The organism is Paenibacillus sp. FSL E2-0201 (genome assembly GCF_037963325.1).
Lineage (GTDB): Bacteria > Bacillota > Bacilli > Paenibacillales > Paenibacillaceae > Paenibacillus_AQ.
Genome location: NZ_CP150154.1, coordinates 6345931 through 6371478 on the forward strand (window position 1 = coordinate 6345931; position 25548 = coordinate 6371478).

General features: G+C 46.1%; 26 protein-coding genes and 1 riboswitch. All 26 genes read right to left on the reverse strand.

Annotated elements, in window-relative coordinates; genetic code table 11:
* Window positions 1-85: 85 nt before the first annotated feature.
* Window positions 86-1462, reverse strand: a complete 1377-nt coding sequence (gene murA, locus NSU15_RS28640; protein ID WP_076119185.1) for a UDP-N-acetylglucosamine 1-carboxyvinyltransferase — start codon at window positions 1460-1462, stop codon at window positions 86-88.
* Window positions 1463-1662: 200 nt separating this feature from the next.
* A complete protein-coding gene (locus NSU15_RS28645; RefSeq protein WP_042131364.1) occupies window positions 1663-1920 on the reverse strand; it encodes a DUF1146 family protein in 258 nt (85 codons plus the stop codon).
* A 195-nt stretch (window positions 1921-2115) separates the two neighbouring features.
* Entirely contained in the window at window positions 2116-2532 is a 417-nt protein-coding gene (locus tag NSU15_RS28650; RefSeq protein ID WP_042131365.1) for a F0F1 ATP synthase subunit epsilon, read from the reverse strand.
* A 104-nt stretch (window positions 2533-2636) separates the two neighbouring features.
* A complete protein-coding gene (atpD, locus tag NSU15_RS28655) occupies window positions 2637-4037 on the reverse strand; it encodes a F0F1 ATP synthase subunit beta (protein WP_042131367.1) in 1401 nt (466 codons plus the stop codon).
* Between the two features lie 163 nt (window positions 4038-4200).
* Window positions 4201-5070, reverse strand: coding sequence for an ATP synthase F1 subunit gamma (atpG, locus tag NSU15_RS28660; RefSeq protein ID WP_042131368.1), 870 nt, complete (start codon window positions 5068-5070; stop codon window positions 4201-4203).
* Window positions 5071-5223: 153 nt separating this feature from the next.
* Complete coding sequence (gene atpA / locus NSU15_RS28665) at window positions 5224-6735, reverse strand: F0F1 ATP synthase subunit alpha (protein WP_042131369.1); 1512 nt, start codon at window positions 6733-6735, stop codon at window positions 5224-5226.
* 11 nt (window positions 6736-6746) lie between these two features.
* Window positions 6747-7298, reverse strand: coding sequence for a F0F1 ATP synthase subunit delta (locus NSU15_RS28670; protein ID WP_042131370.1), 552 nt, complete (start codon window positions 7296-7298; stop codon window positions 6747-6749).
* Complete coding sequence (gene atpF / locus NSU15_RS28675; protein WP_042131371.1) at window positions 7295-7783, reverse strand: F0F1 ATP synthase subunit B; 489 nt, start codon at window positions 7781-7783, stop codon at window positions 7295-7297. Before atpF ends, NSU15_RS28670 begins: the two co-directional genes overlap by 4 nt.
* 97 nt (window positions 7784-7880) lie before the next feature.
* Window positions 7881-8093, reverse strand: a complete 213-nt coding sequence (atpE, locus tag NSU15_RS28680) for a F0F1 ATP synthase subunit C (RefSeq protein ID WP_039877624.1) — start codon at window positions 8091-8093, stop codon at window positions 7881-7883.
* A gap of 104 nt (window positions 8094-8197) precedes the next feature.
* Window positions 8198-8965 carry a F0F1 ATP synthase subunit A gene (gene atpB, locus NSU15_RS28685; protein WP_042131372.1) on the reverse strand — a complete coding sequence of 256 codons (768 nt, stop codon included), beginning with the start codon at window positions 8963-8965 and terminating at the stop codon, window positions 8198-8200.
* Between the two features lie 29 nt (window positions 8966-8994).
* Complete coding sequence (locus NSU15_RS28690; RefSeq protein ID WP_339288385.1) at window positions 8995-9363, reverse strand: ATP synthase subunit I; 369 nt, start codon at window positions 9361-9363, stop codon at window positions 8995-8997.
* Window position 9364: 1 nt separating this feature from the next.
* Window positions 9365-9598, reverse strand: coding sequence for an AtpZ/AtpI family protein (locus NSU15_RS28695; protein ID WP_076119036.1), 234 nt, complete (start codon window positions 9596-9598; stop codon window positions 9365-9367).
* Window positions 9599-9776: 178 nt separating this feature from the next.
* The gene (gene wecB / locus NSU15_RS28700) at window positions 9777-10937 is read right to left on the reverse strand and encodes a UDP-N-acetylglucosamine 2-epimerase (non-hydrolyzing) (protein ID WP_076119034.1); all 1161 of its coding nucleotides are present in this window, start codon (window positions 10935-10937) and stop codon (window positions 9777-9779) included.
* 60 nt (window positions 10938-10997) lie between these two features.
* Window positions 10998-11627 (reverse strand): uracil phosphoribosyltransferase, encoded by a 630-nt coding sequence (upp, locus tag NSU15_RS28705; RefSeq protein WP_042131376.1) that lies wholly within the window; start codon window positions 11625-11627, stop codon window positions 10998-11000.
* 422 nt (window positions 11628-12049) lie between these two features.
* Window positions 12050-13297, reverse strand: a complete 1248-nt coding sequence (glyA, locus tag NSU15_RS28710; protein ID WP_042131377.1) for a serine hydroxymethyltransferase — start codon at window positions 13295-13297, stop codon at window positions 12050-12052.
* Between the two features lie 113 nt (window positions 13298-13410).
* Window positions 13411-13995, reverse strand: coding sequence for a TIGR01440 family protein (locus NSU15_RS28715; protein WP_339288386.1), 585 nt, complete (start codon window positions 13993-13995; stop codon window positions 13411-13413).
* A gap of 74 nt (window positions 13996-14069) precedes the next feature.
* A riboswitch (ZMP/ZTP riboswitch) is annotated at window positions 14070-14152 on the reverse strand.
* Between the two features lie 48 nt (window positions 14153-14200).
* Window positions 14201-14788 carry a low molecular weight protein arginine phosphatase gene (locus NSU15_RS28720; RefSeq protein ID WP_042131379.1) on the reverse strand — a complete coding sequence of 196 codons (588 nt, stop codon included), beginning with the start codon at window positions 14786-14788 and terminating at the stop codon, window positions 14201-14203.
* A gap of 47 nt (window positions 14789-14835) precedes the next feature.
* Complete coding sequence (locus NSU15_RS28725) at window positions 14836-15408, reverse strand: manganese efflux pump (protein WP_042131380.1); 573 nt, start codon at window positions 15406-15408, stop codon at window positions 14836-14838.
* A gap of 126 nt (window positions 15409-15534) precedes the next feature.
* Window positions 15535-16773 (reverse strand): L-threonylcarbamoyladenylate synthase, encoded by a 1239-nt coding sequence (locus tag NSU15_RS28730; protein ID WP_339291501.1) that lies wholly within the window; start codon window positions 16771-16773, stop codon window positions 15535-15537.
* A 209-nt stretch (window positions 16774-16982) separates the two neighbouring features.
* Entirely contained in the window at window positions 16983-17738 is a 756-nt protein-coding gene (spoIIR, locus tag NSU15_RS28735) for a stage II sporulation protein R (protein ID WP_339288387.1), read from the reverse strand.
* Window positions 17739-17821: 83 nt separating this feature from the next.
* Window positions 17822-19006, reverse strand: a complete 1185-nt coding sequence (locus NSU15_RS28740; protein WP_339288388.1) for an FtsW/RodA/SpoVE family cell cycle protein — start codon at window positions 19004-19006, stop codon at window positions 17822-17824.
* A 220-nt stretch (window positions 19007-19226) separates the two neighbouring features.
* Window positions 19227-20411 (reverse strand): FtsW/RodA/SpoVE family cell cycle protein, encoded by a 1185-nt coding sequence (locus tag NSU15_RS28745; RefSeq protein WP_042131382.1) that lies wholly within the window; start codon window positions 20409-20411, stop codon window positions 19227-19229.
* Between the two features lie 140 nt (window positions 20412-20551).
* Window positions 20552-21550 (reverse strand): peptide chain release factor N(5)-glutamine methyltransferase, encoded by a 999-nt coding sequence (prmC, locus tag NSU15_RS28750; RefSeq protein ID WP_339288389.1) that lies wholly within the window; start codon window positions 21548-21550, stop codon window positions 20552-20554.
* Window positions 21543-22616: a peptide chain release factor 1 gene (gene prfA / locus NSU15_RS28755; RefSeq protein WP_042192496.1), complete on the reverse strand. Its 1074-nt coding sequence runs from the start codon at window positions 22614-22616 to the stop codon at window positions 21543-21545. Before prfA ends, prmC begins: the two co-directional genes overlap by 8 nt.
* A 233-nt stretch (window positions 22617-22849) precedes the next feature.
* The gene (gene ychF, locus NSU15_RS28760; protein ID WP_042131387.1) at window positions 22850-23950 is read right to left on the reverse strand and encodes a redox-regulated ATPase YchF; all 1101 of its coding nucleotides are present in this window, start codon (window positions 23948-23950) and stop codon (window positions 22850-22852) included.
* 142 nt (window positions 23951-24092) lie between these two features.
* The gene (locus NSU15_RS28765) at window positions 24093-25445 is read right to left on the reverse strand and encodes a S41 family peptidase (protein ID WP_339288391.1); all 1353 of its coding nucleotides are present in this window, start codon (window positions 25443-25445) and stop codon (window positions 24093-24095) included.
* Window positions 25446-25548 lie beyond the last annotated feature (103 nt).

Below are 25548 nucleotides of genomic sequence, written 5' to 3' on the forward strand. Positions count from 1 at the left end.
TTAGATGAGGATTTAGAGATACATTCTTAACATTAAAAAAGACCAGGCCGCATCACTGCAGCCTGATCTCACCTAATGACTGATATTATACCCAAGTTGCTTGAACCTGAAAGCGAGGTTTAACTTCTTCGCTTTTATTCGATTCACTCTTGGCGACTTCTGGTTTAAGAGTTTCATCCTTCACTGTTTGTACAGCTGTGTCTTCCATGGAAATACGCCAAATTTCCGCACCTAGTCCAGACAGCTTCTCAGCCAAATGTACGTATCCACGGTCAATATGATGAGTTCCACTTACCTCAGTAGTACCTTCAGCAACCAGACCTGCCAAAATAAGCGCAGCTCCCGCACGTAGATCCGTAGCACATACTTTGGCTCCGACCAATTGTGCATTACCTGTAACGATTGCTGAGCGACCTTCGATCTTAATCTCAGCATTCATGTTATGGAATTCGTCCACATGCATGAATCGGTTCTCGAATACAGTTTCCGTAACGACACTAGTACCTTCAGAGCGCAGCAATAATGCCATCATTTGTGACTGCATATCCGTTGGAAAGCCTGGATACGGCAAAGTCTTCAAATCAACAGCTTTAAGAGGTTTGTCACTAATTACACGAACCCCGTTCTCATCAGGAATAATGGTTACGCCCATCTCTTCCATTTTAGCAATGACAGGTCCCAAGTGATCAGCGATTGCGCCTTCCACATATACATCGCCACCTGTAATTGCTGCAGCCGCCATATAGGTGCCGGCTTCAATACGGTCAGGAATCACATGATGCTTAACGCCATGCAGGCGTTCAACACCTTCAATACGGATAACACCAGTTCCTGCACCGCGCACGATTCCACCCATGCCGTTCAAATAGTTGGCTAGGTCTACAATTTCAGGTTCTTTGGCCGCATTCTCAATCACGGTCACACCTTCGGCTAGTGTTGCTGCCATCATTATATTTTCGGTCGCTCCCACGCTAGCCACATCCAAATACACTTTAGCTCCGCGCAGGCGACCGTTACTTTTCGCTTCAATGTAGCCCTGGCCGAGACTAATCTCCGCACCAAGCGCTTCAAATCCTTTCAAATGTTGATCTATCGGTCGTGTGCCAATGGCGCAGCCGCCAGGCAAAGAAATTCTTGTCTGACCAAGCCGAGATAACAGAGGTCCCATGACTAAAAAAGACGCCCGCATTTTTCGTACCCATTCATAAGGTGCTTCACAGGAAGTGATGTTTGTAGCATCCACCTGGATAATATCGTTTTGATATGTAACCCCTGCACCCAAAGATTCCAGCATTTTTGAGATCGTCATTACATCATCAAGCGGAGGTGCGTCCACAATGACGCTTACTCCTTCTTCTGCCAATAGAGAGGCGGCTATGATCGGTAATACGGAATTTTTTGCGCCGCTAACTTTCACGCTCCCGGTCAATCTGTTGCCACCGCGGACGATAAATTTGCTCATTTTCGGTTTCCCTCCGCGTCCATTATTTCTTAAATTATTTTTTAGATTAAAAGTAATTGCAAAAAAATTCGCATACTCCATCAATATGCCCTTTTAGCCGGGCATGTTCCTTAAAGTTCAGTGTTGACATAATAAAACCTTATTATTCGACACTTTTTGACCACTGCGACCTATGACACTTATAACCAAACTACATATTCCTAAAACATATAGCGGATCATCCCACTCCAGCTAAGGTAATCCAGAAAGAATCCTGCAACTAAACGACCAAGTACAATGGCCAGAAGCAAGTGCAGCAGCCTTCCCTGAGGACTCTTGGGATATCTTATGACCAAATCCAGCTTAAGGTTCTGCAATGCCCACCAAGATAATACAACACTGAGCAAAGAAACAATCATTGAGATCATGCTGCTGGTTCCAGCTGCACTAGACCATCCATTGGACAATATATCCCCCATGCTAACCCTCCGTGTTCGTATTACTCGGAAATCGACTCTTATATCATACTTGTGCAGGGCAAAAGAATCCAGTACTTTTACAAATTTTTAAACAATTCAATGCCAATATCCAAGAAAATGAAGAAATCTTAACCTTAAATACATAGATTACTATAATAAAAAAGCAGTCAAGCTTAGAGCTTGACCGCTAATAACCTACTGTTGTCCTTTACCAGTGGACACTTTAATCCGTGTAACAGCGCGTTGCAGCGCCAACTCCGCACGGCGGTGATCGATATCATCTTGTTTGCTACGAGTCTGGAGACGGCGTTGAGCCCGTTCTCTAGCGGCTTCGGCGCGCTCAACATCAATATCTGTTGGCAGCTCGGCACTTTCGGCCAGCACTGTTACCTTGTCCTTATGCACTTCAACGAACCCGCCATGAACGGCGATGGAAATCGTAACACCGTCCGATTTGACGGATAACGGAGCAACCTGAAGTGGAGTCACAAGCGGAATGTGTCCAGGCAAAATACCCAACTCGCCTTCGACTCCCCGTACTGTCAAGCTATTCACTTGTTTAGAATAGACGAGATGCTCCGGCGTGACAATTTCCAACAAAAAGGTATTCACTTCCATTCCTCCTTAAAGCTTTACGAAGTAAAGCTCTCATCGAAAGCATACACTTAGCTTTACAAAGTAAAGCTCGCTTCGAAAGCATTTCACTTAGCTCAGTGTTACATCGATTTCGCTTTTTCAACCGCTTCTTCGATTGTACCTACGAAAAGGAACGCTGCTTCTGGAAGATCATCATGCTTACCATCCAGAATCTCCTTAAAGCTACGTACAGTTTCTTTGATTGGCACGTATTTACCCTTGAAGCCGGTAAACTGTTCAGCTACGTGGAAAGGCTGCGACAGGAACCGCTCAACTTTACGAGCACGGGCTACGATAACCTTATCATCCTCACTCAATTCATCCATACCCAAGATGGCAATGATGTCCTGAAGTTCGGTATAACGTTGCAGCAATTGTTTAACACCTTGTGCCACATTATAGTGCTCTTCACCAACAATTTCCGGAGCTAGCAAACGCGAGCTGGAAGCCAGTGGATCAACCGCTGGGAAAATCCCCTTCTCGGAAATCTTACGCTCAAGGTTAGTTGTTGCATCCAAGTGAGCAAACGCCGTTGCCGGAGCAGGGTCAGTGTAGTCATCCGCTGGTACGTAGATGGCTTGAATGGAAGTAACGGAGCCTTTTTTGGTAGAAGTGATACGCTCTTGCAACTGACCCATTTCAGTAGCCAGGGTTGGTTGGTAACCTACCGCGGACGGCATACGTCCGAGAAGAGCGGATACTTCGGAACCCGCTTGGGTAAAGCGGAATATATTATCGATAAAGAGCAGCGTATCGCGGCCTTCTACATCACGGAAATATTCCGCCATAGTAAGACCGGTCAAAGCTACGCGCAGACGCGCGCCTGGGGGCTCATTCATTTGTCCGAACACCATTGCTGTTTTCTTAATAACGCCGGAGTCCGTCATTTCGTGATAAAGGTCATTACCTTCACGAGTACGTTCACCCACACCCGCGAATACGGAAATACCGCCGTGTTCTTGGGCAATGTTATTAATCAATTCTTGAATCGTTACCGTTTTACCTACACCGGCACCGCCGAACAGACCAACTTTACCGCCTTTAGCGTAAGGTGCGAGCAAGTCGATAACTTTAATACCCGTTTCCAAAATTTCGGCTTGTGTTGACAATTCATCAAATGTCGGAGCCAAACGGTGAATCGGGTTCTTTATTTCGGAAACAACTTCACCAGCGTTATCAATTGGATTTCCAAGTACGTTAAATACCCGGCCTAATGTCGCTTCCCCTACAGGAACCGAAATAGGACCACCTTGGTCAATCGCATCCAGTCCACGAACCAGACCATCTGTAGAAGACATCGCGATACAACGTACCAAATTGTCTCCCAAGTGATTGGAAACCTCAAGTGTTAGGTTAATCTGGCGACCATTGTCCAAGACGGTTTCAATTTTGATAGCGTTGAATATCTCGGGCAACTGGCCGCGTTCAAATTCAATATCGACAACCGGACCCATAATGCTTACAACGCGTCCTTTGTTCATCTTCATTTCCCTCCTCGAAAGCTGTTACATTAAGAAGAACTGCAGTGCCGTTCTTAAGGAGCCATACTCCAGAAGCGGGCGATACTCTGTATCGCTCCATGCGGCACTGTTTCTCGTAAAATACAAGGCAAGTCAAGCACAGTGCTTAACTGTTCTTGTATTTTTAAGACTGAGCGTTCGCTCCGGCCACGATCTCGGTAATTTCCTGCGTAATTGCCGCCTGACGGGCACGGTTGTACGTAAGGGTAAGTTCTCCGATCATTTTCGACGCGTTCTTTGTTGCACTGCCCATCGCTGTCATTTTCGCACCCAGCTCACTGGCCTTGCCATCCAGAATTGCGCTATAAATTAAAGTTTCAGCGTATTTCGGAAGTAGCACTTCGAGTACGCCTTCTGGTGAAGGTTCATATTCGTAATTTGCAGTCGCTTCATGATGCTCATGATTTCCTACGCCTTCCATAGGCAACAATCGATCAACAGTTGGAATCTGGGTAATCGCATTGACGAATTGGTTATAACAAACGTACAGCTCATCATACGTACCATCTACAAACTGTTGTACTGCCGAATTAGCGATAGACTTGATGTCAGCAAACTTCGGCGCATCCGATAGCTCAGTAACCTCCTGTACAATCGGATATTCACGGCGGCGTAAGAAGTCACGGCCTTTACGACCGATAACGAACAAGGCGTACTCATCTTTGGATTTATGGCGTTCCGCGATGAGCATCGTCACCTTACGTAAAATATTAGCGTTGTATCCACCCGCAAGCCCTCTATCAGAGGTCACGATAAGATAACCAGTTTTTTTCACAGGCCGACTGACCAGCATAGGATGCTGAACGCCTTCTGTACCGGCAGCAATGCTCGATACAACCTCTTTCAGCTTCTCAGCATAAGGACGGGCGGCAATCGCCTTCTCCTGAGCTTTTCTCAGCTTGGAGGCAGCTACCATTTCCATCGCTTTTGTGATCTGTCTTGTGTTTTGAACACTCTTAATTTGACGTTTAATATCACGCATGCTTCTTGCCATGATTTCACCACCTTAGAGCTTTGACGGAGTCAAAGCTAACTTCGTAAGCATCTTCTTAGCTTTGACGAATTCAAAGCTAACTTTATAAGTAATAGCCTGAGCTTCGGCAGTGCCAAAGCTCACTTAATAAGATTTGTTTACGCGCGATCTATATTAGCTAGTAGCAAAGCCTCTTTTAAATTTATCAATTGCAGCTTTAAGAGCGGCTTCGTTATCGGCTGTCAAATCCTTGGTATCTCTGATGGATTGAGCAACTTCAGCAGCACTGCTATCCATGTAAGCAAGGAATTCCTTTTCAAAACGTTTTACGTCCTTAACAGGAATATCATCCAAATACCCTTTTACAGCTGTGTACAAGCTAAGCACTTGATGCTCAACAGACAACGGCTGATTTACACCTTGTTTCAGAACTTCCATCATACGCGCTCCGCGATTCAGACGAGCAAGCGTGGATTTATCAAGATCTGAGCCAAACTGTGAGAATGCTTGAAGTTCACGATATTGAGCAAGATCCAAACGAAGCGAGCCTGCTACCTTTTTCATCGCTTTAATCTGAGCGGAACCCCCTACACGGGAAACGGAGATACCGACATTGATTGCCGGACGTTGTCCAGAGTAGAACAGATCAGACTCAAGGAAGATTTGACCATCTGTAATCGAGATTACGTTCGTAGGAATGTAAGCCGATACGTCAGATGCTTGTGTTTCGATGAACGGAAGCGCGGTTAATGAACCACCACCAAGCTCATCACTAAGCTTAGCCGCACGCTCCAAAAGACGGGAGTGCAAGTAGAACACGTCACCAGGGAATGCTTCACGACCCGGTGGACGACGAAGCAGCAAGGACAATTCGCGATAAGCCGAAGCTTGTTTTGAAAGGTCATCATAAATGATCAATACGTGTTCGCCCTTGTACATGAAGTATTCGCCCATTGCGCAACCTGCGTATGGAGCAATATACAACAGTGGGGATGGCTCGGAAGCCGAAGCAGTTACAACGATTGTATATTCCAACGCGCCATGACGGCGAAGAGTTTCTACAACCTGTGCTACTGTAGATTGTTTTTGTCCAATGGCAACATAAATACATTTCATGCCGTTGCCTTTTTGGTTGATAATCGCATCGATTGCGATTGCAGTCTTACCAGTTTGACGGTCACCAATGATAAGTTCGCGTTGTCCACGACCAATTGGTACCATCGCGTCAATCGCTTTAAGGCCAGTTTGCATTGGCTCATGAACCGATTTACGGTCAATAACACCAGGAGCGTTATTCTCAACCGGACGGAACTCCGTCGTTTGAATAGGGCCTTTACCGTCAAGCGGCATACCGAGTGCATTAACTACACGACCCAGAAGGGCCTCTCCCACTGGAACTTGCATGATTTGTCCAGTACGTTTTACTTGATCGCCTTCACGAATTTCCTTGTACTCACCCAGAATAACAACACCGACGTTGCTTTCTTCCAGATTGAGCGCCATGCCCACTACTCCGTTGGAGAACTCTAGCAACTCGCCTGCCATTGCGTTTTCCAGACCGTAGACACGAGCGATACCGTCTCCGACTTGAATGACGGTGCCCACTTCGGCAACTTCGATATCGGCTTTATATTGCTCAATTTGACTTTTGATCAAAGTGCTGATCTCTTCAGGTCTGATGCCCAATATCCTCACCCCTATCTTCTATGCTTATCATTAAAGGATTTCTCGAGACGTTCCAATTTACTAGACAGACTGCCGTCATACAGCGTATCGCCGATATAAACTTTCAGTCCTCCCAGCAGGCTTGGATCTACCACATTCGTAACCCGGATTTTACGGTTTACGAGCTGGCCAAATTCTGCAGCTACAGCCGCTTGTTCTTCTTCACTTAAAGAATAAACGGAGTATACCTTAGCATCACCAATGCCAAGAGCGTCTCCTTCAATCTTGATATACGTATCCAGCAGTTCGGCAAAAATATCGGTTCTGCCCCGCTCTACTAACAGTTCTACAATGTTCATCACGATAGGAGAGAGCTTATCTTGAAGTGCTGTGCGCAGCACTTTCAGCTTGTCGGACTCCGAGATACGTGGTGCAAGAATAAACCGCTGTACCTCTAGGTCTGAGTGTAATACTTCGACCACTGCCTTGAGCTGTTCTTCTACTTCAAGGGTAATCCCCTTCTCTACCGCTGCACTGTACAATGCTTTAGCGTAGCGCTTGGCAACTACCGTATCGCGGCTCATGATCGGCCTCCTACCTCATTGAGGTATTGGTTCACAAGCTGCTCCTGCTCACTGCTAGCACTAACTTCTTTCTTAAGAAGTTTAGAAGCAATACGAACAGATGCCGTTCCAATTTCGCTGCGCAACTCTTCCACTGCTTTATTCTTCTCGTTCTCGATATCGCGCACGGCCTCTTCTTTGACGCGTGCAGCTTCAACTTTAGCTTGCGCCAAAGCTTGTTCTACCTGTTGATTACTAGTAATTTGCGATTGTTGAATAATCTGTTGAGCTTCCTGGCGTGCACTGTTCAGCGCTTGCTTCTGCTCTTCCACATACGCGACCGCTTGCTCTCTAGTCTTCGCAGCTTCATCCATTTGCTGCATTACCAGCTCACGGCGCTTCTCCATCACTGCGAACAATTTGCTGAACGCATACTTACTGAGCAAGAAATATAGAATCCCAAAGGCTACAATTGAAAATACGATGTTTGTCCAAACAATTTCCACTGAGGTCACTCCCTTCCGTTACCGCGTCATGCGGACGTATACAAAAGTAAGGCGCGGATGGCACTGGCCGTCCCCGCCAAACCGTAAATACGGTTTATTAAGAAAACATGATCAGGAATGCGATAACTGTTGCTGCCAACGGAATAACTTCGACGATACCTACACCGATAAACATTGTTGTTTGTAGGGCATTACGAGCTTCTGGCTGACGAGCGATGGACTCAACTGTTCTACTAACGATCATACCGTTACCAAGACCTGCGCCAAGTGCACCCAATCCAACCGCTATTGCTGCTGCTAAAAATTCCATTTGTAAATATCCTCCTTTAATTTCGGTTCATATTGTGTTTAATGATATAAGATATCTCCCGCGAAAGAAAATCAGACGATAGCCGTTCTCTTCGCAGCAGTTCATTAATGTGCTTCTTCTTCGTGAATCGTCATCTGTGCGATATAAACCATCGTCAGAATCGTAAAGATAAACGCCTGTAGTGCCCCGACGAAAATACTGAAGCCTTGCCATACAGCCAGGAACGGAATACTGAGAATCCCCAGTTTCAAAATGACTGTAATCAGTACTTCTCCGGCAAAAATGTTAGCAAATAGACGAATAGCCAAAGCTACTGGTTTTGCCAAGTTCTCGATAATGTTCAGTGGCAAAAAGATTGGAAACGGCTCAATATAGTGTTTGAAATAATGCTTTCCATTGAGCTTAATGCCCAGGAAGTTCATCAGTATAAACACAATAATTGCCAATCCTGCAGTGATATTAATGTCAGCAGTCGGCGACTTGTACCATAAGATCTCAACATGATCACCATGCGCCAAGTTCTTGGTTGCTTCAATCACATGGCCAAACACGGTTACAGGTCCATGTGCTTCAGTTACAACTGAGAAAGGCAATCCAAGAAGGTTGGAAACAAAGATAAACAGAATCAACGTTAGCCCCAAAGATATGTAAGGTTTTCCTTTCTTCAGGTCCATGGCACTGCTAATGACACCCTCTACAAATTCAACAACCCATTCCATAAAATTCTGAAGCTTAGATGGATTCTCAACCGAAAGCTTACGAACCGACAGCATCACCAGTACAAATACTACTGTACAACTGATCAGAAGCATCAATACGGCTGATATATCTATCGGTATTCCCCCGACAAAGATTTTCGGCATCTCATGCATAGTATCATCCCCCTTTCTCTTTAATCTGGTTAAAGTTTGTTCTTCACACTCAGATATATCCCCGCAGGAATGGCGAGAAGCTGAGGAATGAATACGCCCGAAACAGTTGCTACCAGGGAGAAATGCTCAATTTTGACCGCGAACATAGTGACCAAAATTGCAAAGCTAATCCGTGTAACAAAACCGAGGCTGAAGGCATTCCCTTCGTTGCTCGCAATCGACTGCGTTACCCGTCGAACCTTGACGGCCAGATAACGAAAGTTTACCAATCCCGCCACCAGACCCAGAGTCATGCCCAGCGTAGTCTCCCTGGTCTCATGATGAAGCGCCCAGCCCATTAAGAGTCCTGCCATAAGGACGAGCGTAACTCTAGTGACGGTATTGATCATGGGAGTCATATTATCCATTCTGCTCCCCCAAAAATTTTTTAATTAACAGGACGACGTTCATAATCCCCAGAATCATTCCGGTTATTGTGCCAATGGCGAGCCAATATTTCGGACCCTCCATCAGGTCTTTCAGCCACCTTGCCGCAAAAAAACCAATAACAATGTAAGCGGCGAGTATAGTGCCTGCACTTCCAATGATAAGCGCGGTCTGTAACAAGCTGTCCCTGCTATTTTGTTCTTTCATTGGCTACAATCCCAACTAATTTTACTGAATTTCTGGAGACTTTGTCAATTCATTGAACATTGCCTAAAAACCCTTGAAAACATGAAAATAATCACAGCAAAATGTTCCAAAACCATATAAACCGTACAGTTTGACTGTATGGTGTTTTTAATCAGCTCAGATATTACTTTAAATGAAATTATTTATTTTTTGTGAACATTCTGTGAAACTCTTCAGGACGTTCCTTATTTACACCGAAATGGTGCAAAATCGCATTGACAATTCGTTGGGAGGCTTTGCCATCTCCGTACGGGTTGGCGGCCCGACTCATCGACTGATAGAGCTCATTATCAGTCAAAAGAGCATGTGTCCGTTCATACACCTTCTCCTCGTCCGTGCCCACAAGCTCCAGCGTTCCAGCATCTATCCCTTCAGGACGCTCCGTCGTATCACGAAGCACAAGGACGGGAACTCCATATGAAGGAGCTTCCTCTTGCAAACCGCCGGAATCGGTTAAAATCAAGTGGGTATGCGGATAAAAATTATGCAAATCCACGACATCCAGCGGATCAATCAGCTTAATTCTTGGATGTCCACCCAGAATTTCATGTGCAGGTTCCTTAACAGCAGGACTCGGATGCACAGGATAAACAATGGCTACATCTTCGAATTCATCAGCGATTCTTTTAACAGCTCGGAAGATATTACGATGCGGTTCACCTTGCGATTCTCTGCGGTGAGCAGTCATCAAAATAAGTCTTTTTCCTGAAGCAAAATCCAAAACAGGATGCCGATAATCCGGCTGTACGGTATATTGAAACACATCGGTTACGGTGTTGCCTGTGATATAAATACTTGATTCTTTTTTGTTCTCGTGTTTCAAATTGCTAGCTGACCAATCGGTCGGAGCAAAATGCAGATCGGCCAATACACCTGTTAGTTGACGGTTCATTTCCTCAGGATAAGGAGACAGTTTGTTCCATGTCCGAAGTCCTGCTTCTACGTGCCCAACCTGAATTTGCTGCAGGAAGGAGGCATAGCTCGCAAGGAACGTTGTTAATGTGTCCCCATGCACCAGTACGATATCAGGCTTAACCTCTTTCAGTACAGGCTCCAAGCCTTCAAGCACACGAATAGTAATCTCATTCAGCGTCTGACGGTCTTTCATCACATCCAGATCGTAATCAGGAGTGATCTTAAACACTTCCAACACTTGATCAAGGAGTTCTCTATGCTGTGCTGTTACACAAACAATTGATTCGATATGCTCAGGATGCTTCTCTAGTTCAAGAACTAGAGGAGCCATCTTGATCGCCTCGGGGCGCACTCCGAAAACAGTCATCACTTTAATTTTGGACATAACCCCTACCCTCTCATCAAAAAATTCAAATATTTCATATCCCTAATCACGAATTGCTATTTACTTAGTTCCGTACAAACGGTCTCCCGCATCGCCAAGTCCCGGAACGATATATCCATGTTCATTCAAATGATCATCAAGCGCAGCTACGTAAATATCTACATCTGGATGAGCTTCTTGAACTGCAGCAACACCTTCTGGAGCCGCAATCAAGTTCATCATTTTAATTTGTGTACAGCCACGCTTCTTCAACGAGGTAATAGCAGCAATCGCAGATCCCCCTGTAGCCAGCATTGGATCGATTACGATTAGCTCGCGTTCCTGTACGTCTGTAGGAAGCTTAATGTAATACTCAACCGGTTGAAGTGTGTCCGGATCACGGAACAAGCCAACATGTCCTACTTTAGCAGCAGGGAGAAGCTTCAGAACGCCCTCAAGCATCCCTAGGCCCGCACGAAGAATAGGAATAAGCCCAAGCATTCTTCCCGAAATCACTTTACTTTCCGTTTCAGTGACCGGTGTCTGTACCGTAATGGTCTCTAGAGGAATATCACGTGTAATCTCATAAGCCATCAATGTGGCAACTTCATCAACATGCTCTCTAAAATCCTTTGTGTTTGTTCTTACATCGCGAATAAATGTTAGTTTGTGTTGAATTAAAGGATGATCGCAAATCACCAATTTTCCCATTTTAATGTCCCTCCGGTAATTGTAAGTCTTGTCTATAACCTCAGAAAGCGCTTTTGCTTCTCAGTGGCTAAATCCTGTCTATTATAGCATTCCCTTCGCTTCATTTCACCTAGAAAGGCACTTGTATCCATATTGAACACATTCCTATTGTATATCCTTGACCTGAAAGGTAATGATTGGTTGAAACATTCAACCTTTCACTTATAAAACCTAGATTATGTTGTGCAAGTTTTACTTTTTCATACTATTCACATTTTTTTCACTATTGTTTATGAAAGTTCCATGAACTTTCATAAACAATTTCATCGGTTTCCCATCCATTCCCTATGTAATATTGTGAACAATAAACAACAAAAAACCTCCACCAAATCCTAAAATCAGGACTTGATGGAGGTGAACTCATTAATGAATACAAATAAGAACTAGTATTTCAATTCCGGATAAAGTGGGTACTGATCTGTCAAATCAGCAACTTGACGAGCTGCCTCTGCCAATTTCGCTTCGTCCTTAGGATTCTTCAGAACATTAGCAATAATACGGCCAATAACTACCATTGCTTGCTCGTCCATACCACGGGAAGTGACTGCAGGTGTACCAATACGAATACCACTAGTTACAAAAGGACTCGTAGGATCAAATGGAATTGCGTTTTTATTCACAGTGATCCCGATGGAATCTAGTACTTTTTCCGCATCTTTTCCGGTAATGTTCAGGTTACGGGTATCAAGCAACATTAAGTGGTTATCCGTACCACCGGATACAATGTTGACCCCTTCACTTATCAGCGTCTCCGCAAGAACATTTGCATTCTTCACTACATTCTCAGCATAAGTCTTAAAGGAAGGCTGCAAGGCTTCACCAAACGCTACTGCTTTTGAAGCAATTACATGCATCAGAGGTCCACCTTGGGAACCTGGGAATACAGCTTTATCGATCGCAGCAGCCCATGGCTGTCTGCACATAATCATACCTCCGCGAGGACCGCGTAAAGTCTTGTGTGTAGTAGTTGTAACAAAATGAGCATGAGGTACCGGGCTTGGATGAAGGCCAGCAGCAACAAGACCTGCGATATGGGCCATATCTACCATAAACAGAGCGCCGACATCATTGGCGATAGCACCAAGTTTTTCGAAATCAATAATCCGTGGATAAGCACTTGCACCAGCAACAATCAATTTAGGACGGTGCTTAAAGGCTGCTTTGCGTACTTCATCATAATCAATCAGGAAAGTATCTTCTTGCACACCATAGGCAACAAAGTTATACAGCAATCCGGAAGCATTGACAGGACTACCGTGCGTTAAATGTCCGCCATGTGCCAAGTTCATACCAAGAACAGTGTCACCCGGGTTTAGCGCCGCCAAATAAACAGCCATATTCGCTTGTGCTCCGGAGTGCGGTTGTACGTTAACATGCTCCGCACCGAACAATTCTTTTGCACGATCACGAGCTAAATTCTCGACGATATCTACATCTTCACAGCCACCATAATAACGTTTGCCTGGATAGCCCTCTGCATATTTATTCGTAAGCACCGAGCCCATAGCTTCCATTACGGCTTCGCTAACGATATTCTCTGAGGCAATAAGCTCAATGTTGGCACGTTGACGTTTCAGTTCCAGTTCCATCGCTTCCAGTACTGCCGGGTCACTCTTACGTAATTGTTCCATGTTCTTATTTCCTCCCTAGTGTGTGTAGATATATTGTATTTTAGTAGAAACGATTTGCCCGCCATAATAAGGCTTTAGGTCTGCGCTTCTGCAAAAAATATAAAACTAAATTATTAATCACAACCCTGTAAACCACTCTGCTCTGGAGCTCGATAAACGGCACGCTCACCGCCAATAAGCGGAGGTCTGGTCCAGGCTGCATTCACCCTAGCCGCTCCAATGTAGCGTAAGGTCGGTCGAAAAGGAACCGCTACCCGGCGTAAATGCATTCCTATAAGCGTCTCACCAATGTCTAAACCCGCGTGCGCTTCTATTGCTTCCGCCAAAACAGGATCTTTCATAGAGCGATAGGCAGCCGCCGCCATCGAACCTCCAGCCCCCGGTATGGGTACAGCTGAAACTTCTTTTAACCCAAGCGACTCAAGCAAAGAGCGTTCCATTACAAGTGCACGATTCAGATGCTCGCAGCACTGATAAACGGGATAAAATCCTTTTTCCGCTGCGACCAAACGGACCCCTTCGAGCAATTGCTGTGCGACTTCAAGCGCACCACCGGTTCCAATTCGGACACCAGCGACCTCGCTTGTGCTAACTCCAACGACAACAACTTTACCTGATCCAAGGTTACCAGCTTCCGCCAACTCCTTTAACACAGTGACGGTGGCTTCAGTTAAAGACAGATCCACAACTTCGTCCATCACTCAACCTCCTCAAACTTCAAACAAGCTTTATTTAAACAAAAAAGAGCAGTCCGCAGGTAGCTGCGGATTTGCTCTTTTGCCCAGGCGACCGGCCGTTTATTCCGATGCTCCATCGTGGTTTGATCCACATTTGTCGCCAGTTACATCGGAACCGATTAGTTGTATTTTCATCTTAAAGCAAAGCGGACTGAAAATCAACCATTTACATATGGCGTAAAGATTCCAGCTTATCTAGCAAACTAAACAGCGCAGTGCGAATTTCAGCAGCAGTAAGCTCATAATCCTCACGCGTACCCCCAAAAGGATCGGAAATATCAAAGCTCGGAATCCGTTGGCGGATTTCAATCATTCGTTGCAGATCCGTTGCGTTGGGTTCACCGCCTAAAGCAATGCTTAACTCAGCATCTGCATATAGGCTGTCCAATTCCTTAATATCCTCAGTCACAGCTTCTTCGTTATGCACATATTCCTTTAATGTATATGTTTTGGTTACGGCATCCGGAAAATACTGTAGCAAATGCTGCTTATGTCCACTGGTAAGGGTCAGTACAAGATCGGCCCAAGCAACGGATTGCCCTGTTAATTGCGACGACTCCAAATGATCATGAATACCTTCTTCCTGCAAAATAGCTGCAGCATGCCTCGATATAGAAGTGCCAGAAATGGCGGATACACCTGCAGACCGCACTTCCAGGTCGATTCCACGTTCCTTCGCGAGCTTTCGTAAAAGCCCCTCAGCCATAGGACTACGGCATGTATTACCGGTGCAGACGAATAAAATATGCAGCATGCTTTTGCACCCCCATGAAATTAAAATATTGTAATGCCGTTATTGTATCAAAAGATGAATAGCAAGCCAAACCCCAATAAAATAGCCCCGCCCAGCGCTTCACCATAATCCCCGAGTCCACGACTGACATGCCGCCCAAGAAGTAAGCCTACAATCGACATCAGACCTCCACAGACACCGAAAGCTAGTATAGTCAGAAGGACACCATTTACAAACATCCCTAAGGATACCCCAACAGAAAAAGAGTCCACACTCACACTGAGTGAAAGAAGCAGCATCCCCCATAAGGTTCGGTGATTCATAGCTCGCGTTCCTACCACTTCCGGACGAAAGGAGTTATACACCATATGTCCGCCTAACAGCACAAGAAGTCCTCCGGCGGCATAAGTCGTTACTTGACCTAGCAACTGCCCGACATAACTTCCCGTTAATAAACCCAGAAGAGGCATCAGCATATGAAAAAAAGCAATGAGCACACTCATTTGCAGAACATGCAACAGACGAATCCCCTTCATCCCGATACCTACACCGAGCGAAAAAGCATCCATTCCTAATGCAATCGCCATTATGGCAATAGTAACCGTCTGCCCCCAACCGGCATATACATCTCCTATGCCCATGCTTAACCCCCCAAGTCCGAAATATCTTGTACAACAACGATATGCGGACAAGGGGGTAATCATGACTTCATAGGAGATTTCAGCTTAGAATAAGCGGTGCTAAGCTGGGTAGACTAGGCGCCGTAACTATCCGGCGTCAATCACGGAACCACCGGCGGCTTTCATAAGCCGGTTCATAATGGCAGCGCCGAGGCCCGTATACGGACAAGCCTCGGCCAAGATGTAAGTCGCTCCCGCTTCATCAAAGCGCCGCAGCGCGGCATATAGGGAGCGTGCACCTTCCTCCGGCGAGGATAACGAGCCGAGGGAAAGAACGCAGGCGGCAGGATCGGCGGGATAGAAGGGCTTATGCTCCTCGAAGAGGAGTAAGCCCGTCACTTCGCCGCTCAGTTGCGCCGCCTGAAGTAGACTCGCGGCTTCTTCCGCAACACGTTGCGGGGAAGATCCGCGCACTACACCGAGCCAGCCGCGCGGCGCGTAGTGCGTGTACTTCATGCCCGGCGCGCGCGGCGCCGAGTTGTCGGCAGCTTCTGCACCGGAATGTTCCTGCGGTGCAGTGCCTTCTGGAACTTCCACCGCTGCGGAAGTTCCAAATTCCTTAACCGCAGCTGGCTCAGCAGCAATTGCTTCTGCCCCCACTACAGCAGCCAACTGCTCTGAAGTAATTCCGCCGGGACGCAGCACGGCAACCCTTCCATCCGGCTGCACCTGCACTACGGTTGACTCCAGTCCAACTCCCGCGGCGCCGCCATCAAGAACACCATCGATGTATCCGGACAAATCTTCCATCACATGCGAAGCTAAGGTCGGACTCGGACGACCCGAACGGTTAGCACTCGGTGCCGCAACAGGACAGCCCGCTGCACTGATCAGCGCCAAAGCTACCGGATGGTCAGGCATACGTACACCTACCGTATCCAAGCCTGCCGTCACACAAGGCGACAAAACACCTGCACGAACAGGAAGCACAACTGTCAGCGGTCCAGGCCAATATGCATCCATCAATGCCGCAGCCGTAGGATGCACTTCTGTAACCAACTCTTCCAAAGCACCTGAATCGGCAATGTGCACGATTAAGGGATTGTCAGACGGTCGCCCTTTTGCCGCAAAAACAGCCTCAACCGCTGCTGTATTCCGTGCATCTGCTCCGAGTCCGTAGACCGTTTCGGTTGGAAAAGCGACCGTTCCTCCTTCGCGAAGCATCGCTGCCGCCTCCACTATAGCTAGCTTATTCTCTTCGCTTGGCTGAAGCACATCTGAATCCGGAGCTGTATGTTCCAACAAATCCAGCTCCCAATAAACAGTCTCATCCCTATTCTCACTCCTCCGCTGAACAGCGAATAAAGGATCGTTTGGTTCATTCATTCTCATCACAGGCTTTCTACAGGATATATATTGAACACTAGCTTTTCTAGCAAACTTAGAATAAATACTCAGAATATCCATTCCTTCTAATCTTACCAAAAAGCGGCCCCAATGAAGGAGCCGCAGTCGATCTACTTATGAAATAGTAACATATCTAGGTTCAAAACTATAGACCATTTCCGCCAAAACCAAAGAGCTAGCTTCAGCAATTACGACCATAATCCCGAAATCCAGTTCCAAAGATTTTGCAGCAGCTCCCAAACGAAGAACCGCACCTCTGGCTCTGCAGAATCCGCTGCCGCTGCATCCTTTGCCGAAGAATCTGCTTGTACAGCTGTTCCTACTGCTGGTTGCACCTTAACTCCGCTATCTGTCCCAGCAGCCGAGACAGTCTTCGCCCCTTTGTTAGCAGCAGGTGCTGCCGCATCTCCGGAGCCTGCATCGATAAAGCACAGCGGTGGAAACAGTACACACCACCAGTTCTGACCCTTCCCCTCACCTAACGTAACCCGTACAGCCTCGTACTCTCCAGCCGGATAAACTGTGCCGCCGTATAATTTAGTCGGAAAAGGAACCACTCCGAGCTCCACTTTATAGGAGTATTGAATACCACGTTTCTCCAGCTCCGAGCCAACCAGTGCATTAAGCTCTGGCAGATGGGTTCTAATTAAAGCGCGTGCCTGTTCTAAACTCTGCGGATCCTCCAGTGCAGTAACCCACTGGTTCATTTGCTCCACGATGGTATCACGGATTTGCCGTTTCACAAGCTGATCTTGTGTTCCGTCCGAATTCGCCAAAATACGCAGCCGGATAGAATCCTGTGGAATGGTTACTTCGGCTACTGCCGCATCGGTTTTTTGACCTTCCCAGGCCATGATAACAATCATAAAAAAACAAATTAAAATGGCAGTATACTTAAAAGTTACACGTAAGGAATCTCTTTTATCCATATGATTATCGTTCATTTGTTGCAGCCCCTCTCCTCTTAACACTCATGCTAGTAGTATGTCCAGAGATGAGAGACTGCAAACCTATGAATCTATTAAATCTATAACTTTAAAGCAAGCGCCTTAGGCAGCTGCAAATCTTCCTCAACATCCCGCCCATAAAGATGCACACTCATTACAATCCCCATACAGGCCATATTGATTAAAAGTGACGTGCCTCCATAGCTGATAAATGGAAGTGTAATTCCCGTAAGCGGCATTAGACCGATAAAAGCTCCAATATTTTCTAAGATTTGATATAGCAGCATGGCCGTAATTCCAATAATCAAAAATGGGCCGCTGCGCTCCCTACTCTCTAGGGCAATCAATATCATCCGATGAAGAAGAATAAAGAATAGTAACAGCAGCAGCGCTGAACCCACGAACCCAAACTCCTCCGCAATCTGTACGAATATAGCATCCGAATAGGTATAAGGAACACGGTTACTCTGCACAGAGCTTCCTTGCATGTACCCCTCGCCGCTCATCCCTCCGGAGGCAATAGCTACTTTAGCATTTTTCGTGTGATAGCTTGCATCATCTGACGCCAAATCAGGTACGAGCCATGGATCAAAACGATCTACTAAATGCTTCCTGCCAAGGGTCTCCTCAAAAAAATGAACCGCTTCATCATGATAATGTATATAGCTCAGAATTCCTGCAAGACCCAATCCGCCAACAATAATTAGCCCGATGAGCGCATGTGAAATTTTGATATTCCCGATCCACAGAAGTCCGATCAATATAACGATGTAGCTTAGCGCATTCCCCAGATCATTCTGTACAATCACTATAACAAAAGGAAGCAATGTAAGAAGCGCCAGCGGGACGACTCCCTTCCAGAAGGTTAAGGTAGCCCCTTGTTTACGGACCAGAATGGACGCGAGTAAAAGAATCAATATCAACTTAAAAAGCTCCGCAGGTTGAAAGCTAAGACCGCCTATCTCCAGCCCCAGTTGCGCACCGTTCTTCACCTTACCAAAAAAACTTACTGACACCAGCAGACCTATACCCAAAATATAAATATAAAGAGCATATTTCACAAATATCCTGTAATCCACAAAAGTAAGCACAAAGAAAGCTACAAACCCTACAATATAGTATTTCAGCATTTGTAAATGGAAGCCATCTAGTTTCTGAACTAATCTACCATTAGTCACGCTATATATGGAAAAAATACTAATGACCATCAGCATAACTAGAACAATAAGGATCACACTATCGATTTTCTTGAGCTTTTCAAGCATACGTAAACCCCTTACTCTATTAAGGTTCCAACCGTCCTCACCCGAGGAAGGTCGCTCCTTTCTATTGTAGAGCATTTGAGGTTACAATTCCAAATTTATGTAATACACCCGAATTAAGAGATTCATCTTTCGGATCTGTGGAAGGACATCCTCATTTATAAAAAAACCGTCAGTTCCTATCCATAAGAGATAAGGTTCTGACGGTTTTTTGATTACGTGTTTATACCTGTTTGGCAGCTGCATAAGGAGTAGGCTTAGGCAAATCTTCCTCTACATCCTGACCATGCAGACGTACACTCATTACCAGTCCAATACTCGCCATGTTGATAAGCAGTGATGTACCCCCAAAGCTAATGAAAGGCAACGTGATACCTGTCAACGGCATCAAGCCAATAAACGCGCCGATATTCTCAAAAATCTGATACAACATCATCGCGACAATACCGACGATCAGAAACGGACCCGCTCGATCTCTGGATTCCAGCGCAATCAGAATCATTCGGTGTATCAGGATAAAATATAATAGCAGCACAAACGCAGAACCCACGAATCCAAATTCCTCGGCAATCTGCACAAAGATGGAGTCCGAATACGTATAAGGCACTCGATCCGTCTGAACAGAACTGCCGTTCATATAGCCCTCGCCACTCATCCCACCTGAGGCAATCGCCAGTTTGGCGTTTTTAGTATGATAAAGAGCTTTCGCTGTTGCTTTGTCCGGAACAAGCCAGGGGTCGAAACGTTCGATCCAGTGTGAGCGGCCAATATCCGTGAGGAACGTTTTAATTTCATCATGATAATGGATGTAACTCATAATGCCGGCAATCGCAGAACTCGCTACAATTACTAGCCCGATTAAGGCATGAGTGTACTTAATGTTACCAATCCATAACAGACCTGCAAGAATCACAATGTAAGACAAGGCATTCCCAAGGTCATTCTGTGTAAGGACAATAAGGAACGGAAATAAGGTCAATAGACCCAGCGGCACAACATCCCGCCAAAATAAGAGCTTACTCTTATTCTTTCGGACGAGCATAGCTGCCAGGAATAGAATTAATATCAGCTTAAATAGCTCGGCAGGTTGAAGACTCAGTCCACCAGGGAGGGACAACCAGCCTTGGGCATTATTTTTGGTCTCTCCCAAAAAGCTTACGAGGACCAGAATACCTATCCCAAACAAATAAATATATAACGCGTATTTCACTAAAATTCTGTAATCTAAAAAGGTCATTCCAATAAAAGCAATAAAGCCAATTGCATAATACATCATCATACGGATATGATGTCCGTCCAGCTTTTCTCTTCCATGTGTCACACTATATATGGCGAAGATGCTGACAGTCATGAGCAATAACAGAACGACTACGATAGCACCATCAATCTTCTTAATCTTCTGAAGCACGTTCTGCCTCCCTACTCTAAATCTGGGCTTTCTTTTATAGTTCTCTAAGAAGTCCGGTTAAATTCTATTGTAAAGGAAGTCGGGTTAAAAATACAATTTCACTACCCGAGCACCAGAACTCCCCTGCATAGCATGCAGAATTATCGTGCTATACCAAGCACATGACGCGGAATTCCAGCCAGATCATTAATGGTGATGATCTCTTTCCAATGGCCTGCCGCGACAAGCAGTTCGGCCACTTGCTCGGCTTGTCCGAAGCCGAGTTCAAAGCCAATCAGGCGCGGCGGTGCCGGGAGCAGCGCCAGCTGCTCCATCATCCGGCGGTACGGGTCCAGCCCGTCCGCCCCGCCATCCAGCGCAGTGCGCGGCTCATGGTCGCGCACCTCACGCTGCAGCCCGGCGATATCCTCGCCGGGAATGTACGGCGGGTTGGAGACGAGAATATCCGTCTCCATCCCCGCGAACGGCTCGAGCAGATCGCCGAGCCGAAAGTCCACGGCTGTGCCGGAGCGCATCGCATTGCGCTTCGCCACAGCTAGGGCCGCCGGCGAAATATCGCCGGCGCAGACCCGCCACGCCGGCGCTTCCGCCGCCAGCGTGACGGAGATCGCTCCGCTGCCGGCGCCGATGTCGACGGCGGTCAGCGGCCGTGCGGCGCGTCCACTTTCCGCGTCGCCCGCACGATCTTGCGCTGCCGCTAACGAAGCAGCGCCTTCTTTTTGCGCCGCTTCACCCAGCGCAACCATGCCGTCCGGCCACAGCTCCGCGCCGTACCGCAAAATCGCCTCGACCAGTAACTCCGTCTCTGGCCGCGGGATCAGAACATCAGGCGTCACTTCAAAGGGACGCCCGTAGAACTCTTGCTCGCCGATAATATACTGCACCGGCTCACCCTTACTCCGGCGGGTAACTCCCGCCTCCCACACTTCTTTAACCGCAGCTGGAAAAGGATCCGCCAGCACCATGTAATACGCTGCTCCGGACAAGCCAAGCACATGCTCAAGTAGCAATTGCGCGCTGCGCTGCGGTTCATTACAACCGCTCTGGCTCAAAAAAGAAGAAGCCTCCGCAAAGGCTTCCCGGATGCTTTTCACTTCCGACATGACAAATACGCCATCGTTCAAAGCATTATTATCCATTGTCCATACTATCCATCAAATCAGCTTGTTCAGCAATTGAAAGAGCCGAAATAATTTCAGTGATTTCTCCGTTCATAACCTGCTCCAAACGGTGCAGTGTCAAGCCAATGCGATGATCTGTAACCCGGCTCTGCGGGAAGTTATACGTCCGGATACGCTCACTTCGATCACCCGTACCTACTTTGCTCTTCCGTTCACCAGCATACTTCGCTTCTTCTTCCTGCCGTTTCATATCAGAGATACGGGCACGAAGCACTTGTAGCGCTTTTTCCTTATTGGAGTTCTGTGACTTACCATCCTGACAAGTAGCAACAATGCCCGTAGGTACATGAGTTACACGTACTGCAGACTTGGTCGTATTTACAGACTGTCCACCTGCACCACTTGAACAGAAGGTATCCACACGAATGTCTTTATCATGGATTTCAATTTCAAATGCCTCAGCTTCCGGCATCACCGATACTGTAGAAGTAGAGGTGTGAATACGTCCACCGGATTCAGTTGCTGGGATACGCTGTACGCGATGCGCACCACTTTCGTATTTCAGCTTGCTGTATGCACCACGGCCGTTAATAAGGAAGATGACCTCTTTAAATCCACCAAGGTCACTCGCATTGACATCCATTAGCTCCACGCGCCAGCCTTGTGAATCTGCAAACCGGGTGTACATTCGGTAAAGGTCGGAAGCGAACAATGCCGCTTCATCTCCACCCGCTGCACCACGAATTTCGACGATTACGTTCTTATCATCATTCGGGTCTTTGGGCAGCAGCAATACACGGATTTGCTCTTCCAGCTCTACCTGACGTTTGGAAAGGTCGTCAATTTCCATCTTGACCATTTCCTTCATCTCATCATCAAGCTTTTCGCCTTGCATTTGTTTAGCGGCTTCAAGCTCTTCCATTACACTCTTATATTCAGTATACGCCTCAAAAGCAGGCTGTAGGTCTGATTGTTCTTTGGAATAATCCCTCAGTTTCTTACTGTCGTTTGCAACATCCGGATCACAAAGCAGTTCACTGAGCTTCTCATAGCGGTCCGCCAGGGATTGCAATCGGTCCAACAAGGGAATTCACCTCTCCTAGTTCAATTTCAAATTCGCAAATAAAGCGATTAAAACATATGTCATAAAAATAGATATACGACTTTATATTATACCAAAGATATTGTGAAATGGCTACAGTTCTGTACGCGTAAATGCCATAATAAATGACTTATATTTTAAAAAAGGACCATCCCAGCAGTAGATACCCCTACCGACTGAGATGACCCTCATATCCTTAGTACGCTTCAGTCCTCTTAAACGTTGAAACGGAAATGCATAACGTCGCCGTCTTGCACCAAATATTCTTTACCTTCAAGACGCAATTGACCACGTTCTTTCGCACCATTCATAGAGCCTGCTGCCACAAGATCTGCGTAAGCCACTACCTCAGCACGGATAAATCCACGTTCAAAATCTGTGTGAATTACACCAGCAGCGCCGGGCGCTTTAGTTCCCTTACGAATGGTCCATGCACGAACTTCCTGAACGCCTGCTGTGAAATACGTATACAAGCCTAGCAGCTTGTAAGCCGCTTTGATCAAACGGTTCAAACCAGATTCTTCTAGCCCAAGTTCTTCTAGGAACATCGCTTTATCTTCGCCCTCAAGCTCGGCAATTTCAGCTTCTACTTTAGCACTGATCGGAACAACTTCAGCACCCTCAGTTGCTGCAAATTCACGCACTTGCTGCACATAAGGATTATCCTCTGCACTTGCTACTTCTTCTTCGCTTACATTCGCTGCATACAGCACTGGCTTCAATGTTAACAAATGAAGATCACGGATAATAAGCTTCTCGTCATCGGACAATTCTATACTACGTGCAGGTTTATCTTCGTAGAGCACTTCTTTGACACGTTCAAGCAGTTCAACTTCTTGAGCGTATTTCTTATCGCCGCCCTTGATGTTCTTACGGGAACGCTCAATCCGCTTCTCAATGCTCTCAATGTCAGCAAGGATCAGTTCCAAATTAATGGTCTGAATGTCGCTGATCGGATTTACTTTTCCATCCACGTGGGTAACGTTCTCATCTTCAAAACAACGAACGACATGAACGATAGCGTCTACTTCGCGGATATGAGCTAGGAACTTGTTGCCTAGTCCTTCACCTTTACTCGCACCGCGCACAAGACCAGCGATATCAACAAATTCAAAAGCAGTAGGTACAGTCTTGTTAGGTTGTACCAGCTCAGTCAGTTTATCAAGACGTTCGTCCGGAACTTCAACGACACCAACGTTAGGGTCAATCGTGCAAAAAGGGTAGTTTGCGGATTCTGCTCCCGCTTGCGTTATTGCATTAAACAATGTGGATTTTCCTACGTTAGGAAGACCGACGATTCCCGCTTTCAAAGCCATTTATATGACAACTCCTATTTTCAGCTAAATTGATCATCCGAATAAGTAATACGATCTAAACCATTATATATTAGAACATATTCTCCAGCAACACCGGATGTCTTGCAGATGTGTCAATCCAGCCTTATCCAAGCGCACCCATTCATTGGGAAGCCGCAAGTTCCAATACCTTTTTAATCGCCGGCTGATCCAATAGAGGTTTAGAGGTATCGGGATCAACCTCTACATCAGGGACCGTCTTCACTTCCTCGTTGCAGCTTCCATCAGAGTTAAGGCCCATCTGGAGGGAAAACCTAAATACATAACCACTATTCGGCAATGCAGCTACTAGCGGATCTGTCCCCAGACCGTCACCCCCTGTTCTTCCGCCTACAACCATAGCAAATCCGGTACCTTTGGCGAATGCGGCGAATCCTTCCGCGGACGAATATACAGAGCTATCTACCAGCAAATAGATTTCCCCCTTGAATCCCACAGATTGATAAGGGGTTACAATATCAACATTTTTGTTATAGTCCTTAAACATTGTTGTCGCTTCTGGCGGTATATTTGGCATCTGTTCGTCTTTAATATTAGCAATAGGTAGTAACCCTCCTGTCAGCCAGCGTGCCTGCATAAAGGCCTCGGCATATTCGCCTCCTCTATAAAGAGAATATGTATTATAAGTAATAGGTTTATTAATCAGTAGCGGAACCATATTATTGCGCCAGTAACTACTGTTTCCTCCGCCATTTCCGCGGATATCTAGAATTAGTGTCTTATAATCTTTAACTTCTATTAAAAAATCACGAATCTCAGAACTGTCCATTTCCATGAGACTGCCTTCAAAGCTACGCATGCCTAGATACGCTATTTGATCAGGCTCTATAATGACCTTTTTTACATTGCCGGAAGTCTTTCCTGTCTGACTCCCCGCCTCACCACTATTTATATCATTATTGCTTTCATTAGGACTTTGCTGCTCCGCTAAAGGTTTCTGGTTGTACCGAGCCAACACATTTGGCTGTTGAAACACGTTGATCCAAGGCTCATAGCCAAAACCTGCCTGAACATAGGTGTTTAGATACCATGGATATTCTTCCTTAGATAAAAAATTCGTATGCCCATTGTTTAACCTGCTAAGTACGAATCTCATTCGTCTAAAAAACTCATCATCTGTCTTCACTGCTGCAATTTTATTGCGGTACTCCTCTTTGTTCGCAAGCCAATCCTCGCCGTTGAGACGCTTATTTACCTCTAGGAATGGGTAGTTCTCCTCAATAATCTTCCACATATAATCAAAATCCTCTAATCTTTGTTCCACTGTCAATGGAGACACCGCTGCTCCTGGCAGTTCTTCCACTACCTTTGAAGAGGCTACCGGCGCAACCGGACTTGCCTGAACTTGCTCCGACTCCAATTGCTTTTTCCCTGGTAAATCCCCACGGTTGCAACTAACCAGTAACAGTATTGCAGCTACAGAAAAAGCCGCTGGTAATACAAACCTTGGTCTCACCTTAATCCCCCTTCCAATATTGCATATAACCGAATCCATTTTCAGGAATTTATTTAATAATCATATTTTTCTATTAATCCTAATTCAAATATATTTATCACAA